Below are 13,562 nucleotides of genomic sequence, written 5' to 3'. Positions count from 1 at the left end.
TCCGCCAGCAGATGATGCTGGCTTCAGGGCCTCCACGAAACCCGGATCGGTTCAGACTGCCGGGCAGGATCGACGCACGCGAGGCCGGCGAGGCCGAGCGGACCCGTACCCGGATCGAGGAGCTCACCGCCAGGGCGCGCGAGCTCGACGAGGCGATCGACCATCTGCGGATCACCCGCACAACCCTCCGGGCGCTCGCCGGCGAAGACGACGCCGAGCCGGCCGCGCGGTCGCCCGCGCTGCCCTTGATACCGGGCCATCCCGCCTACCAGCAGATCTCGGCCGTCTTCGCCGATACCGGCCGGCCTCTGCGTGCCCGCGACCTGTGCGAGGCCCTGGACCCGCCCATCGTCTCCGAGCACGCCGAGAACATCCGTTCCACGCTCAAGCGCCTGGTCGGCCGCGGCGTCCTCGTCGAGACCGAGCCGGGATCGTCCGCTCAGCCGCGCCCGTAGCCCGACGACGGGTCCCCGGCCAGCGCGTCTTGCCCGACCCGTCCCAATGGATGCGGCCGGTGGGGACGCCGGGCGTGGGCCCGGAGACGTTGACGATGACGCGTGGCCGGTCCAGGCCGTGGCTGAGCAGGAAGCGGCTCAGGTACTCCAGGGCGAAGACGCCCTCGACGCCCTCGGCGGTGACGAACCGGCTTGACCGGAAGTAGCGGGCGCACAGCACCAGCGCGTCCACGGCGGGGTAGCGGTCGTTGATCTCCTTGAGAACTCTTCTGTTCTCGCTGACCAGGCTCAGGTCCGCGGGGATGAAGTGGGCGCCGGGCAGCGTGGCCGCTTTGGCCGCATCGCGGCCGATGATCACCACGGTGTCGCCTCGGCCCAGGTAGGTGGAGGCCAGGGCCCGGCCCATGCCGTCGGTGCCGCCGCTGATCACGATGGTCTTCGCGGTGCTGGTCATCAGGACGCCTTTGCTGGGGTGGTGGCGGGTTCGGAGTGGGCGGCCGGCGTGCGGGGGCGGCCGGGCAGCAGCGGGGTCGCGGCGAGCACAGCTGCGATGAGTACGGTGACGAGCCAGAAGACGCCGTGGAAGCCGGTGATCACGTCCGCGGAGGTCTGCAGGATGAGGGTGACCAGGGCAATGCCGAGTGCGGCGCCGAGCTGGTTGAGCATGTAGAGGACTGAGCTTCCCTGTGCGACCAGCGGGCCGGGCAGGCTCCGATAGAGCGAGCCCATCGTCGGCGCACTGAAGCAGCCCATGCCCAAGCCGATGGTCAGCGCCGCAAGCACCGACCACGCCTGGCTGGTGTCGGCGGCGATCCGGGTGAAGGCCAGGGCGCTGATCCCGGCCACGAGTGCGCCGCCGGCGGCCAAGCCACGAGCTCCGATCCGGTCCGACAGCCGTCCCGCAAGCGGCATGGCGATCGCGCCGCCCAGGCCCGCCGGCGCCATCAGCAGCCCGGCGGCGAGCACCCCGTGGCCGTGTTCCTGCTGGTAGTACAGCGGGAGCGCGAACAGGGTCGCGAAGTTGGCCAACCCGCCCAGGCCCATGATGGTGACGCTGGCGGTGAACCCCCGGCTGGTGAACAGCCGCACATCGATCAGCGGCGGCGTGCGGCGGGAGCCGAGCGCGTGCAGGACGTAGCCGGTGATCAGGGCGATGCCCACGGCCAGCGGCAGCAGCGCCTGCCAGGCGGTGAATGCTCCGTGCTCGGCCGTCTGCGACAGGGCCAGGACGAGCGCGGCGAACCCCGGCGCGAGCAGGGCCAGCCCCAGGACGTCGAGCCGGACCGCGGGGTGTCGTCCGGCTGGGGGGTCTGTGGGCAGCACGTGTACGGCCAGCAGGTACGCGATCAGACCGACGGGCACGCTGAGCAGGAACATCCACCGCCACGACAGGCCGCCCAGGACGGCGCCGCCCGCGACCGGCCCCAGGACCGGGCCGAGGGACAGCACCACGCCCATCAGGCCCATGACGCGGCCTGCGCGTGCCGGTCCGGCCGCGCGGGCCAGCAGGATCAGCACGAGCGGGTCGAGCAGCCCGGCGCCGAAGCCCTGCAGGGTACGGAAGGCGATCAGACTGCCGGCGTCCCAGGCCAGGCCGGCGGCCAGCGATCCGGCGGTGAACACCGCCAGGCCGGCCAGCCACAGCCGCCGTCCGCCGTACTTGTCGACGGCCCAGGTGGTGAAGGGGATGGTGGCGGTGACGGCGAGCAGGAAGCCGGTGGAGGCCCAGCCGACCGTGCTGAGCGAGGCGTGCAGGGCGCTCGCCAGTGTCGTGGTGGCGACTGCGGCCATCGTGCTGTTGAGGATGCCCAGCAAGCCGCCGAGCAGGACGACACCGATCAAGGCGAGGAGTGGCCGGTCCAGGCGGCCATCCGGAGGTGTTGAACTCATTGGTTCAAATTAGTTATCTCACCAATCCAAAGCAACTACCTCGTTCAGATGGTTGAACCATTGAGTACAATGGAGACATGGCCACCGCGCGCGGACGCATCGACAAACGGCAGGCGATCCTGGACGGTGCCTTCGCCGTGTTCGCCCGGCGGGGCTACGCCCAAGCCTGCGTGCAGGAGATCGCCGATGAGGCCGGCGTGGCCAAACCCACGGTGTACAACCACCTCACCGACAAGGCGACCCTCTTCCGGCACGCGGTCCAGGCCGCGGCCCAGAGCGCGCTGGACCATAGACTCGCCGCGCTGAAGCCACTCAGCGAGCCCGGCCCCGACCTCCGCAGCACTCTGGAGGGAGTGGGCCACCATCTGGTGCGCCTGCATGCCGACGAGCGCTCCTGCGCACTGCGGCGCCTGCTTTACGCGGAGCTCACGCATTTCCCCGACATTCTCGACATCGTCGTGGAGTACGGTCCGCATCGTCTCAGCCAGGCGCTGGCCGACCGACTGGCGCGGCTCGTCCTCATCGGCCGCCTACACGCCACCAGCCCCGACCAGGCCGCCGAACACTTCCTGGCCCTGCTCATCGGCCCGCTAGAGGCGCGCTCCCAGATGGGCACCCGCCAGATCGGCGACACCGAACTACAGGAGATCGCCCGCGCTGCCGCCCACACCTTCCTCCAGGCCTTTGGCACGGAGGACGTGAACGCCCGGCAGCCTGCCGGATGATCGCCGCCGGCTCCCATGTGTCCCTGACCACGAGGCAGCTTGCCGCGCTTCATCGAATGGGGATCTCCGAGATCACTCTGGATGCCGCCGAACTGCTGAAGGGCGATCGGCGTGATGCCCAATCGCTGGGGTGGCGGACGCGGCGATCCGGCACCTGGACACCGCCGATGTCGTCATCACCACCCGCAGGAAAGTGAAGGGTGACACCTGACCGGTCCGAGCAGCCCACGATCGCCCGCGCTCGGACGGTCACCTCGGCCAGACCGGCCAGATGCCATGCTGGGCTTCGCGCGGCGACTGCGCGAGGCGATCGACCGCGCCGTCATGGCGGCGGCGGGCGGAGGACTGCCTGACGCGCGGGACTTGTCCTTGATCAACGGCGCCGCGATGGCGGCCCCGCGCCCGGCACCCTAGGTCGCCATCGTGGACGGGCGCCTGGCGCCGGGGAACACGAAGGACGGAGCCGAGGACGCCGCGTCCGGGCTGGCCCTGGTCGCCCACGACGCGGTGGAACTGCTGCTCTCGGATGAGATCCGCCGGGTTCGCGTCTGCAGCGCGGACCGCTGCGCACTCCGCTTCGTCGACCGTTCCCCCGCGCACAACCGGCGCTGGTGTTCATGGCGCGCTGCGGTAACCGAACCAAGGTGCGTTCCCACCAACTCCGGCATGGCGGGTAATGCTCATACGAGCCTGCTGCTGGTCTCGACGGCGACCCCGGTCAACCGGCGCGGACGCGGTTCAAGGTCTCCAGGAGGTAGCGGACGGCGGGTGTGGGCGGGCCCGGCGGGACGGCCAGCGACGTGGTCAACGTGGGTTCGGCGAGCGGGCGGATGGCGACCCGGGGTATGTCCGGCAGGCCGGTGACCTCATAGAAGATCGTCCAGGACGGAGTGCGGCCACCGATGTCCGCGAGGGTCTCCTGCAACGTGGTGAACGGCGGCCCGGGCGGCGGGTCGACCCCCGCCGCCCGGCAGGCGTCGGTGACCAAGTCGTGGAAGGGCGGGTTGTCCTCACGCGCAGCGAGCCGGATGGGCAGATCGGCCAGGTCTTCGAGCTTGAGTTCAGCCGAACACGCCAGCGGGTGTTCGGCGGGCAGGGCCGCGTACAAGGGGTCCGTCCAGATCGGGAGGAGTTCCAGGCCCGGCGCGTAGGAGAGCGCACGGACCAGCGCCGCGTCGAGTTCGCCGGAGCGTACGGCGGAGAGGCGGTCGGGCAAGGGAAGACGGCGCGGGCGGACCTGGAGGCGCGGCGCGACGGCGGCAAGCTCGTTGAGGACGTGGTAGATCCGGTTCCCCGGTCCCTGCACGATGCCGAGGCGCAGGACGCCGTCCGTGCCCGCGCGGATGTCGGCGGCGATCTGCCGGGCGCGGTGCGCGGCGGCCAGGACGGCGCGCGCCTCGGGCAGCAGGCGTTCCCCCGCGCCTGACAGCCGTACGTGCCGGGTCGAACGGTCGAACAGCGGCACGCCGAGTTCGCGTTCGAGCCGGCGGACTTGCTGGCTCACCGCCGACTGCACGATGCTGAGCCGCTCGGCTGCGCGGCCGAAGCCGCCCTCTTCGGCGACCGCCACGAAGTACGCAAGCTGCCGCAGCTCCACCCGGCGCCCTCGATTGATCTCGACCAGTGATGACTGCCGGTCATAACCGCTTCTGGTTCGCCACTTGTTCCCGGGGTCGAATGGACCCCGAACCTGAATGGAGCGGAATATGACTGCATCGCAGGCCTTTGTCGTTTCAGGCGAGTCCGCAGAGGTGGTCGCTCTGCCCGCGGGCGGAGCGTTCACACTGCTCGCCGACGCGAGCGACACCGCGGGCGCGCTCGGCGCGAACCGGCTCACTCTGGGACCGGGCCGTGACGGCGCCAAGCTGCATTACCACGTGCGTTCCACCGAGCTGTTCTACGTCCTGGACGGGGCTCTGGACTTCCTCCTCGGCGAGGAGAGGGTGACTCTCACCAAGGGCGGGCTGGTCGTCGTGCCGCCGCGACTGCCGCACGCGTTCGGCGCGGCGCCGGGCACAGACGCTGACCTGCTGGCCGTCCTGACGCCGGGGGTCGAACGTTACGGCTATTTCCGGCAGCTGGGGCGGATTCAGCATGGTCTGGAGTCCTTCGACAGCCTGTTGCCCGAGCAGGAACGCTACGATGTGCACTTCGTGGACGGCTCCGGCGGGCGGCCGCCGCGAAGCTTCCGATGACCGCCGAGCCCTTGACCGAAATCGGGACCCGTCGGCGGCGGATCGGCCCGCCACCGACGGCGGTACGGCTCGGCGGATTGGTCGGCCCGACGGTCTTCGGCGTCACGTGACCGCTCCGGAGCAGGCGGTGATCGGTCGTCTGCGTTACCGGCTCAACTTCTTGATCAACGCCCAGCTCCGCTTTTCCTCCGGACAATGGCGAGGCGGGCCAGGGAGTGGGCGGCGTTGCCGGCGTTCACCGGGTTGCCGTCCTCGGCGCGGAACGCGCGCTTGACCTCGTAGACCGCCCACGGCTGGTCGTTCAGGTGATGCTCGAACCGGTCGAGCAGCGCGCGGGCGCCCGGGTCGGGGTGGGCGGCGAGCACGTCGATGAGCCGCGCCCCGCCGGTGAGGCCTTGCGGGGGTTGAGCGCGACGGCCAGGTGCTCCATGGTGAGCGGCAGCATCCCCTGGTCGGGGTGGGCGATGTAGCGCGGCAGGGTGCGGGTGCGGCCGTCGTTGCCGGTGAGCGCGAATGGGCAGTATCGGCAGGCGCTCCTGGCCCAGTCGACGCCGAGCCGGTCACGGATGTAGGCGTGCGCCTGCTCGCGGTGCCGGCCCCGGTCGATCAGCGGGTGGAACGGGGCCCCGCCCGGCATGTCGGATTTCAGGTCGGTGGCCATCCGGTCGAGTTCGCCGAGCTCGAACCCGACCGTGTGCTCGTACGGTGCGCCGGCGACGTTGTCGAGCACCCACCGGTCGAGGACCCGGCCCCTGAAGCGGCTGCTGCAAACACACATGCCGGTGATCCTCGTGGAGATGCGATCCGCACGGATCACCACTGAGCAGCTACAAGCAGAAGCCGGTCAGTCACCCAACGCTTTCTGAGGGCCGGCTCCCCGCCCGGGCGGCACGGCCGGACGGTCATCCGGCCGTGCCGCCCGGGCGGAGAGCCGCCAAGGGGGAGGAGGGCAGGGCGATCCACCCCTCGGAACGCGCCCGGCGGGTCTGCTCCGGGGTGGGGGCCGTGACCAGTCCCCGGGCCGCCGCGCGGGCGGTCAGCGCGGCGACGACGGCGTCCATCGCGTGGTCGGAGCTCCGGCAGCACCCGTCGTACGGGCCCAGGTCCAGCCACGGCGCCGCCGCCCGGAGCCCGTCGGCCAGGCGGCCGAGCGCGCCGAGGTCCTTCTTGTAGCCCTCGTGGGGAAGGCCCCAGCACCTGAGCGAGGCGGCCGGGTAGACCTCCACCACGGCGCCGCCGCCGCCGCGGTCGACCGGCAGGCCCCGCCGGGCGAGCTCGGCGAGCAGGGCCGCGCAGCGCATGGCCGTGTGGCCGATGCGGTCGGCGGAGACGCTCAGCGGCCGGCGGCCCGTCAGGTCGTGGACCACCCGGTCGGTGACCCTGTGCGTCAGCTCCCTGCGCCAGACCCGGCCCGGCGTGCCGGCGGGCACGTCGACGTGCCCGGCCCGGTGCGCCGTGACGAAGTCGACGAACCCGTCCGGCCAGCCGAACGGGCAGTCGACACCGGCCTTGTCCGCGCCGGTGAGCGCCTCAACGACCAGGTCGTCGTCGGCCCCGATCCGGATGTCGCGGACACGGGCCCCGCCGGGTGACCAGTCCAGCCACGCCACCGCCGTCCGGACCGCCTCCGCCGCCAGATCGATCCCCACCGTGAGCATGCCCCCACGGTAGGACGGCACCAGTGCGCGGCGCATCCGGCCGCCGACTCCGGTGCGGCGCCGCACGGGCTCACCCGGCCGCCGACTCCGGTGCGGCGCCGCGCGGGCTCGCGATGCCGAGCAGCGCGAAGCCCAGGCCCAGGGCGAGCGCGGTGAGCACGCCCTCGGGCCAGTAGATGTGGCTGCCCAGCCAGAGCACGGAGGCGGTGATCAGGACCGTGCCGCCGGCCGCTGCCCGCCGGCCGCCGTGCCGCGCGGCCAGGGCCGCGGTCGTCGCGACCGAGGCGAGCAGGAAGCCCAGGGATCCGATGAGCCCGAGCGTGCCGCCGACCACGTCGAGGGCCGCCCCGGCGCGGGTCAGCGTCGCGGGGTCGTCGGTGTTGGCCGTCAGCGTGCCGTAGGCGACTCCGGCGATCGCGTCGAGCGCCGTGTAGAAGATCGCGTAGATGTAGCAGCCCAGCCGCGCGGTGGTCGCCCACGGACCCCCCATCCCGCGCAGGAGCAGCAGCGGCGATCCTGCCAGCAGGGGGAACAGCGGCAGGAGCAGCAGGTGCAGGGTGGTCCACCGCTCGGCGGTGTCCGGGGTCAGGTGGTGCGGGTGCAGCAGGCCGGTCAGGGCGAGCACGACGGGTACGGACGCCAGGGCGGCGACGCGCAGAGCGGTCCGGCGGGCGGGAGCCCGCCGCCGGCGGAGGAGGTCGGCGAGGGGAGGGGTGGTCATGTGCTGCTCCCGGCGGAGGCGGATGTCGGTGCGAGAGATCATGCCGCCGCCCAGGGCGCGGCCGCCTCGGCCGAACAGCCGACCGCCGGGATGCGACTTCCGCGGTGGGTGTGCGACCGCGGTGGCACCGGCCCCCGGTCCGGTGGCGGCCGCCGGGCGTTCCCGGGGAAAAGCTCTGTCCGCCGCGCATCCGAACGGCGTCGCCGGGCGGGTAGATATGTGGCCGATTGAGGACAGTCGCCGCGGTTGCCGTATAGATATTCTCGCCCTAGCATTTCAAGGCGAAAGGATTTGCGGCTGACCACCGGCAAATTCTCACGTGTTGTTTCCGCTCCGAGGCGGGGCATCGATTCACGAGATCCGCCGCCCCGCCGTGTCGAACGCCGCAGAACGCGGCAGACCTTTTCCGAGGAGACATCCATGCGATTCCGCTCGCCCATCCGCGCCCGCGCCGGATGGCTCGCCGCCGCCTGCGTGGCGGCCCTGGCGCCGCTGCTCGCCGCCTCCCCGGCCGCGGCCGGCACGCCCGCGCCCACCGGCTCCTACCTGCTGAAGGTGACGCCGCAGGACGGCACGGCGGCCCGCACGGCCACCCTGACCTGCGGTCCGGACGGGGGCACGCACGCCGACCCGGCCGCCGCCTGCGCCCAGCTCCGCCGCACCGGCGGCAGGGTCGAGGGCATCCCCGAGAGCCAGGGCGCCTGCACCCTGGAGTACGCCCCGGTCCGGGTCAGCGCCACCGGCACCTGGCAGGGCCGGCAGTACCGCTACGAGCGGACGTATCCGAACCGGTGCGCGGCGGTACGCGCCACCGGGGGCGTCCTGTTCGCTTTCTGACCGCGCGCGGAGCGGTGATTCTCCGTTCCGGCCGCGGGCCCGCCATTTCTCCGCTCCCGGCCCGGCCGCCGGAATTCCGTGCCGGGAAGCCCGCGATTCCGTACCGGAGACACGTAATGCCGTTCCGGGCGGCGTGACCGCCCGCCGGAAATCCCGGCGGGCGGTTCACCGGTGGTCCGTCCGGTCACCGGTGGGAATTCACCGGGAATTCCACCGCCGGAAACCGGGCTGCCCGGCGCCCGCCGCGCGGGAGTCGTCCGGGAACGGCCGGCCCGCCCTGCTCCGCCTGGCCTGTCCTGTCGCGCCTGGCCCGGCCCCGTCCTGCCCGAGCCGCCCCGCCCCACCGGCCGGGAGCGCGGCGGCCTGCCCGCCCCCCACCGTCAGGTCACCAGTGCTCGCGGTGGACCACCGTCTCCAGCGGGAGACGGCTGCGCCATCCGTGCCGCTCCAGGTCGGGCACCGTCTCGGTGTGGGTGACCGGTCCCAGGCAGAGCCAGGCCACCGGGCGGACGCCGTCGGGGATGCCGAGCAGGCGCCGGACGAACGGCTCCCGGTAGAACGAGACCCAGCCGACGCCCAGGCCCTCGGCCGTCGCCGCCAGCCACAGGTTCTGGATGGCCAGGCAGACCGAGTACAGCCCGGTGTCGGCGATGGCGTGCCGGCCCAGGACCGCGGGACCGCCCCGCTCGGCGTCGTAGGTGACGACCACCGAGAGACCGGACTCCAGCACGCCGTCGATCTTGATCCGGGCGAACCGCTCCGCCTCGGCGCCGGTGAGGGACGCCGCGAAGGCGTCCCGCTCCCGCCGGACGTGGTCGTGGAAGGCCCGGCGGGTGCCGGGGTCCTCCACGAGCACGAAGTCCCACGGCTGGGAGAGCCCCACGCTGGGTGCGGCGTGCGCGGCGGCCAGCACGCGCGCCAGGACGTCGCCGGGGACGGGTTCGCCGGTGAACTGGGACCGCACGTCGCGGCGGCGGTGGACGACCTCGTAGAGTCCGGCGGCCGGGAGGACGTCGGAGGGACCGGTGTTCACAGGGCAGGCTCCCGCTGCGTCGTGCCGCCACGGCGGGCGGCGGGTGGGGCGAGGCCGGTCTTCGGACTCTCGGATCGACGCCTCACCGTCCGCCTTCCCGGCCCGCGGGCCAGTGACCGCACGTACGTGCGTGGACGGCGGCTCCCCGATCACCGCGGCGGGCCCGTGCCGGAATCACACCGGACTTCCCGATTCTCCTCCCGCAGGAGGCACCTCGCGCTGGTCTGTGCCGGGGGAGACTGTAGCGCAGGACGACCGCCCCCGACGGCGCGCGGCCGGTGGCCCCATGCTCGGCCGGACGCCGGTGGCTCCCACGCTCGGCCGGACGCCGGTTCCGACGGCGGCGGCATGTGATCTTCCGAGCCGCGGGATGTCGCTGGGAGGCGGCGGCGCGCGGGAGTGACAGACTGGCGTACGCCCGGTTCCCGGCCCGTGCGTGGCTGGTGTCAGAACCCAGCGACGAGGACGGGCCGCCGAGGGCGGGCGCCGCCGGCTCCGGCCGGCGGCCGCCGTCACCGCCCACCGACGAAACCGACCCGAGCAGTCAACGCAGGGCCGGCTTCCGCCGCCCTGGTACCGAAGGGATCCCGCTCATGACCCACTCGATCCGGCCGGCCGCCGCGGCCGTCCTCGCCGGCCTCAGCGTGCTGATCACCGGCGCCCCGGCCTCGGCCCAGCCCGACCCCGGTCCCTCCGCCGCCACCCGCGGCGGCGGCATCCCCGTCGTCGGCGGCCTCTTCGGCGGTAGCGGCGGCATCTCCTTCGCCGGCAGCTTCTTCAACTGAGCCGCCCGGCGGCGGGCCGGCCGGGAACCCGGCCGGCCTCGGCCCGGCGGCGTGTCCGGTTGCCGCCCGCGGCCGCCGGCCTGTCCGCCACGGGCGCCGCCTGCTCTGCGCGCTCCGGAGGCGCGGCGGCGGCCCGCGCAGCCGTCCGGGCAGGTGATCAGCGGTTCACGGGCCAGGGCCGTGAACGGTGATGACAGGCCGGACCGGCCGATATACCATTTGGCCTGTTTGGCGCTCCCGGTAATCCTGTTGCCCATCCATGGCCCGCGACGTGCGTTCCGCATCCACGCGGGTCCGAGGGGAGATTAACGTGTTGCCTGGACGCCAACAGGCCGTGCCGCGACGCCAGTGGCAGGCACCCGTCGTCGTCGCCTACCTCACCTTCGTCCTGGCCGGAGTGAGCGGGGGCGTGACCGGCGTGCTGCTGCCGGCGCAGATCCGTGACTACGGCCTGGACATGGCCACGATCGGCACCACCTTCTTCACCTTCTCCGCCGGGTTCATGCTCGCCGGATCCACCTCCGGCATGCTGATCCACCGCTTCGGCATCCGGACCGCCCTGGCCGTCGGCGGCGGCGCGTACGTCCTGGCCGGCCTCTACACGGCGGTGCGGCCGCCCTTCCTGGCGCTGCTGGCCGTACAGGTGCTCGCCGGGTACGGCACGGGCATCCTCGAGTCGGCCCTCAACACCTTCCTCGCCGGCCTGCCGAACTCCACGACCCTGCTCAACCGCCTGCACGCCTTCTTCGGCGTCGGCGCGCTGGCCGGCCCCCTGCTGGCCACCTGGATCCTGGGCTTCGCCCCCTGGACGGCCGTCTGGCTGGTCCTGGCCCTGGCGAGCGTCCCCCTGATCGCCGCCTTCCTGGTGACCCTGCCCGCCGGAGCCCCCACCGCCGGCGCGGCGCCCCCGTCCGAGGGGACGCCGAAGCCGGGGAGGACGGGCGGCGGCCTGCTGGCGGCCGTCTCCCGGGAGCCGGCCGTCCTGCTCGGCGCCGTGTTCCTCGCGGTGTACGTGGGCCTCGAACTCAGCGTCGGCAACTGGGCCTTCACGTTCCTGACGGACGAGCGCGGCCAGTCCGACCAGCTGGCGGGCTACATCGTCTCCGGCTACTGGCTCGGTCTCACCGCGGGCCGGTTCGTGATCAGCCCGCTGGCCGCCCGGATGGGCCTGACCCCGATCGGCATGACCTTCGCCTGCCTGTTCGGCGTCACCGCCGCAACCGTGCTCGTCTGGATCGTCCCCGGCACGGCCCCGGCCTTCGCCAGCTTCGCCCTGTTCGGGTTCTTCCTGGGCCCCCTCTTCCCGACCACCATGGCCGTGGCCCCCCTGCTCGCCTCGCCGGCCCTGGTCCCCACCACCATCGGCCTGCTGAACGGCGTATCCGTCATCGGCGGCGCCCTGTTCCCCTGGCTGGCCGGGGCGATCGGTGAAGGCCTCGGCGTGTGGACCCTCCCGCCGTACGCCCTGGTCCTGGCCCTCCTCCAGCTCGCCGTCTGGCGGATGGTCACCGACCGCATCGCCCCCGCCACCACCGCGCCCGGCCCCGCGGCCCCGTGACGCCCGGTTCCCGTACGTCCCCGGGGACGCGCTGGAACGGCCCCGCCGCTCCGGCGGTCGTGTCGCGCAGCGGCGCGGCGCGACCGTCCCCCGGCGCGACCGGGCCGTAGAACAGCGCTCAGACGCGGAAGTGCGCGATCGACCGGTCCAGGCCAGGTGCCGGATCGGCCAGCTGCTGCGCCGCCCCGACCGCCTGCACCGCACCGGCGTCGGACTCCTCCGGCGCGTGCGAGAGTGCGATGCGGTCCATGCCGGTCAGCTCGCCGCGTACGGCCCGGCGCCGGGCCGTACGCCCGCACCGGGCCGGCCTCGTGGCCGTGTCATGCCTCGCGGCCGGGGCGTCGAGGGCCCGGACCGGAGGGGCCCTCCGCTGTCCGGGCCGCCGGCTCCGCGGGGACCCGAGGCTCGTCTCCCGCATCACACCGGGTCACCACGTCGCGGACAGCAGCGGGAGCAGCAGCAGCGCCCACAGGACCGCTGCGGCGGCCGCGCGGAGGAGGACGCGACCGGCGGGGGCGGTGACCGCCGGCAGGGACCGCCGGGGCCCTGCGCGACCGGAGGCCGCCGAGGGGTCCTCGGCGTCGTCGAGGCGGACTGGCGCGGACATGGTCGTGCTCACTCGTGACGGGTGGGGCCGAGGTGGCGTTCCAGGCGTTCGATCCGGGCGACGAGCGGCTGCAGGTGCCCCTTCACGGCCTCGGTGAGGGCCTGTACGGGGTCGGCCGCGGTGCCGGCGGAGGTCTGGGCGCGCAGGTGGACGTAGCCGGCCAGGGCGGCCGTGACCGCTCGGCGGGTCAGGCGGGGCTCGGCCCCCAGGGCGCGCAGCACCTGCCCCGCGGTGCCGTCGGGTTCGGCGACCAGGCCGAGCAGCAGGTGCTCGCATCCCACGTAGTTGTGCCCCAGCGCGGTCGCCTCCGTCACCGCCAGCTCCAGCACGCCGGCCGCCTGACGGCTGAGACGCGTCGACGAGCCCTCACCGGCCGCTTCGGAGGCCGCTTCGGTGGCCGCCTGCCGCTCCAGGTCGCGCCGCACCTGCACGGGGTCGATGTCGATCGCCCGGAGCACGTGCAGAGCCAGGTTCCCGCCCTCGTCCACCATGGCGGCGAGCAGGTGGCCGGTCCCGACGACCGGCGCGCCGTCGGCGCGGGCCCGGTCGATCGCCAGCCCGACGACGGTGCGGGCCCGGGCGGTGAACGACGACAGCCGCTCATCCAGGTCATCGGCTCTCAGTTCGCCCAGAACGGTCTGCCGGACGGCGGTGATCCGGCGCACCGCCTGCTCCAGCGCGCGCTGGCAGACCGCCGAGACCGGCACTCCGGCCTTCTTGATCGCTTCGGCCAGCTCGTCGGGCAGGTACACGTTGATCTTCGGCATGACGGCACCCCTTCGATGGGGTTATCTATGGGGTCACACAGTAACCCTAACCCCTTCGGGGTTATACCGTCCACACCCTCATGGCCCCTCACGCGCCGTTGTTCCGGAGCACCCCTCCGCACCGCGGTGTCCGCACCCGTCACGTCCGCGCTTCCACCGGCGTGCGGCAGCCGGAACACCTGCCCGGGAGCCCGGTGGCCGTGCGGGACGGCGGCACCCGGATCATCGGGGAGACTGGACCGGTGGAAGTACGGTTCGTCCCGGATCACCTGGTGCTGTCGGTGGTGGTCGGCTCCCGCGCGTACGGGCTGGAGACCGGCGAGTCCGACGT

The 13,562-nt window shown here is 73.2% G+C and carries 17 protein-coding genes, 1 pseudogene and 1 riboswitch; of the genes and pseudogenes, 8 read left to right on the top strand and 10 right to left on the bottom strand.

The window, feature by feature from the left end; translation table 11 throughout:
- Positions 1-455 (top strand): hypothetical protein (locus tag ABD823_RS33180; RefSeq protein WP_344866690.1); only part of this gene is annotated, 455 nt, incomplete at its 5' end.
- Here ABD823_RS33180 and ABD823_RS33175 read toward each other — a convergent pair.
- Together ABD823_RS33175 and ABD823_RS33170 are read right to left on the bottom strand one after the other, a co-directional pair.
- Entirely contained in the window at positions 385-909 is a 525-nt protein-coding gene (locus ABD823_RS33175) for an SDR family NAD(P)-dependent oxidoreductase (RefSeq protein WP_344866688.1), read from the bottom strand. The genes ABD823_RS33180 and ABD823_RS33175 overlap by 71 nt on opposite strands.
- The gene (locus ABD823_RS33170) at positions 909-2,345 is read right to left on the bottom strand and encodes a DHA2 family efflux MFS transporter permease subunit (RefSeq protein WP_344866686.1); all 1,437 of its coding nucleotides are present in this window, start codon (positions 2,343-2,345) and stop codon (positions 909-911) included. Before ABD823_RS33170 ends, ABD823_RS33175 begins: the two co-directional genes overlap by 1 nt.
- Positions 2,346-2,422: 77 nt before the next feature.
- Between ABD823_RS33170 and ABD823_RS33165 the strand changes: the two genes are divergently transcribed.
- The 3 genes and pseudogenes from ABD823_RS33165 to ABD823_RS34740 all read left to right on the top strand — a co-directional run.
- Positions 2,423-3,070, top strand: a complete 648-nt coding sequence (locus ABD823_RS33165) for a TetR/AcrR family transcriptional regulator (protein ID WP_344866684.1) — start codon at positions 2,423-2,425, stop codon at positions 3,068-3,070.
- A gap of 207 nt (positions 3,071-3,277) precedes the next feature.
- Positions 3,278-3,484, top strand: a complete 207-nt coding sequence (locus tag ABD823_RS34745) for an ABATE domain-containing protein (protein WP_425566699.1) — start codon at positions 3,278-3,280, stop codon at positions 3,482-3,484.
- A 9-nt stretch (positions 3,485-3,493) separates the two neighbouring features.
- Positions 3,494-3,655, top strand: a pseudogene (locus tag ABD823_RS34740) (hypothetical protein); the annotation flags it as partial.
- Positions 3,656-3,788: 133 nt separating this feature from the next.
- Here the strand turns inward: ABD823_RS34740 and ABD823_RS33160 are convergent.
- Positions 3,789-4,667 carry a LysR family transcriptional regulator gene (locus ABD823_RS33160; protein ID WP_344866682.1) on the bottom strand — a complete coding sequence of 293 codons (879 nt, stop codon included), beginning with the start codon at positions 4,665-4,667 and terminating at the stop codon, positions 3,789-3,791.
- A 109-nt stretch (positions 4,668-4,776) separates the two neighbouring features.
- Between ABD823_RS33160 and ABD823_RS33155 the strand changes: the two genes are divergently transcribed.
- Complete coding sequence (locus ABD823_RS33155; protein ID WP_344866680.1) at positions 4,777-5,265, top strand: cupin domain-containing protein; 489 nt, start codon at positions 4,777-4,779, stop codon at positions 5,263-5,265.
- 301 nt (positions 5,266-5,566) lie between these two features.
- Here the strand turns inward: ABD823_RS33155 and ABD823_RS33150 are convergent, their stop codons facing one another.
- The 3 genes from ABD823_RS33150 to ABD823_RS33140 all read right to left on the bottom strand — a co-directional run bounded on the left by ABD823_RS33150 (position 5,567) and on the right by ABD823_RS33140 (position 7,644).
- Complete coding sequence (locus tag ABD823_RS33150; protein ID WP_344866678.1) at positions 5,567-6,043, bottom strand: hypothetical protein; 477 nt, start codon at positions 6,041-6,043, stop codon at positions 5,567-5,569.
- A 124-nt stretch (positions 6,044-6,167) separates the two neighbouring features.
- A complete protein-coding gene (locus ABD823_RS33145) occupies positions 6,168-6,923 on the bottom strand; it encodes a DUF429 domain-containing protein (RefSeq protein WP_344866676.1) in 756 nt (251 codons plus the stop codon).
- 70 nt (positions 6,924-6,993) lie between these two features.
- A complete protein-coding gene (locus ABD823_RS33140) occupies positions 6,994-7,644 on the bottom strand; it encodes a hypothetical protein (RefSeq protein ID WP_344866674.1) in 651 nt (216 codons plus the stop codon).
- 420 nt (positions 7,645-8,064) lie between these two features.
- On the opposite strand from ABD823_RS33140, the gene ABD823_RS33135 reads away from it, so the two are divergent.
- Positions 8,065-8,481 carry an SSI family serine proteinase inhibitor gene (locus ABD823_RS33135; protein ID WP_344866672.1) on the top strand — a complete coding sequence of 139 codons (417 nt, stop codon included), beginning with the start codon at positions 8,065-8,067 and terminating at the stop codon, positions 8,479-8,481.
- Between the two features lie 385 nt (positions 8,482-8,866).
- Here the strand turns inward: ABD823_RS33135 and bluB are convergent, their stop codons facing one another.
- Positions 8,867-9,514, bottom strand: coding sequence for a 5,6-dimethylbenzimidazole synthase (gene bluB / locus ABD823_RS33130; protein WP_344866670.1), 648 nt, complete (start codon positions 9,512-9,514; stop codon positions 8,867-8,869).
- A gap of 48 nt (positions 9,515-9,562) precedes the next feature.
- Positions 9,563-9,732, bottom strand: a riboswitch (cobalamin riboswitch).
- Between the two features lie 375 nt (positions 9,733-10,107).
- On the opposite strand from bluB, the gene ABD823_RS33125 reads away from it, so the two are divergent.
- Both ABD823_RS33125 and ABD823_RS33120 read left to right on the top strand, forming a co-directional pair.
- The gene (locus ABD823_RS33125) at positions 10,108-10,299 is read left to right on the top strand and encodes a hypothetical protein (RefSeq protein WP_344866668.1); all 192 of its coding nucleotides are present in this window, start codon (positions 10,108-10,110) and stop codon (positions 10,297-10,299) included.
- A 313-nt stretch (positions 10,300-10,612) separates the two neighbouring features.
- Positions 10,613-11,857: an MFS transporter gene (locus ABD823_RS33120; protein WP_344866666.1), complete on the top strand. Its 1,245-nt coding sequence runs from the start codon at positions 10,613-10,615 to the stop codon at positions 11,855-11,857.
- A 118-nt stretch (positions 11,858-11,975) separates the two neighbouring features.
- Here ABD823_RS33120 and ABD823_RS33115 read toward each other — a convergent pair whose 3' ends face one another.
- The 3 genes from ABD823_RS33115 to ABD823_RS33105 all read right to left on the bottom strand — a co-directional run bounded on the left by ABD823_RS33115 (position 11,976) and on the right by ABD823_RS33105 (position 13,231).
- Positions 11,976-12,107, bottom strand: coding sequence for a hypothetical protein (locus ABD823_RS33115; protein ID WP_344866664.1), 132 nt, complete (start codon positions 12,105-12,107; stop codon positions 11,976-11,978).
- Positions 12,108-12,284: 177 nt separating this feature from the next.
- Positions 12,285-12,464, bottom strand: a complete 180-nt coding sequence (locus tag ABD823_RS33110; protein WP_344866662.1) for a hypothetical protein — start codon at positions 12,462-12,464, stop codon at positions 12,285-12,287.
- A gap of 8 nt (positions 12,465-12,472) precedes the next feature.
- The gene (locus ABD823_RS33105; RefSeq protein ID WP_344866660.1) at positions 12,473-13,231 is read right to left on the bottom strand and encodes a Clp protease N-terminal domain-containing protein; all 759 of its coding nucleotides are present in this window, start codon (positions 13,229-13,231) and stop codon (positions 12,473-12,475) included.
- Between the last annotated feature and the right edge of the window lie 331 nt (positions 13,232-13,562).

It is taken from the genome of Planomonospora alba (assembly GCF_039534085.1).
GTDB lineage: Bacteria > Actinomycetota > Actinomycetes > Streptosporangiales > Streptosporangiaceae > Planomonospora_B > Planomonospora_B alba.
The sequence above is the reverse complement of the archived record's forward strand: the minus strand, read 5'-3'. Positions and strand labels throughout refer to the sequence as shown.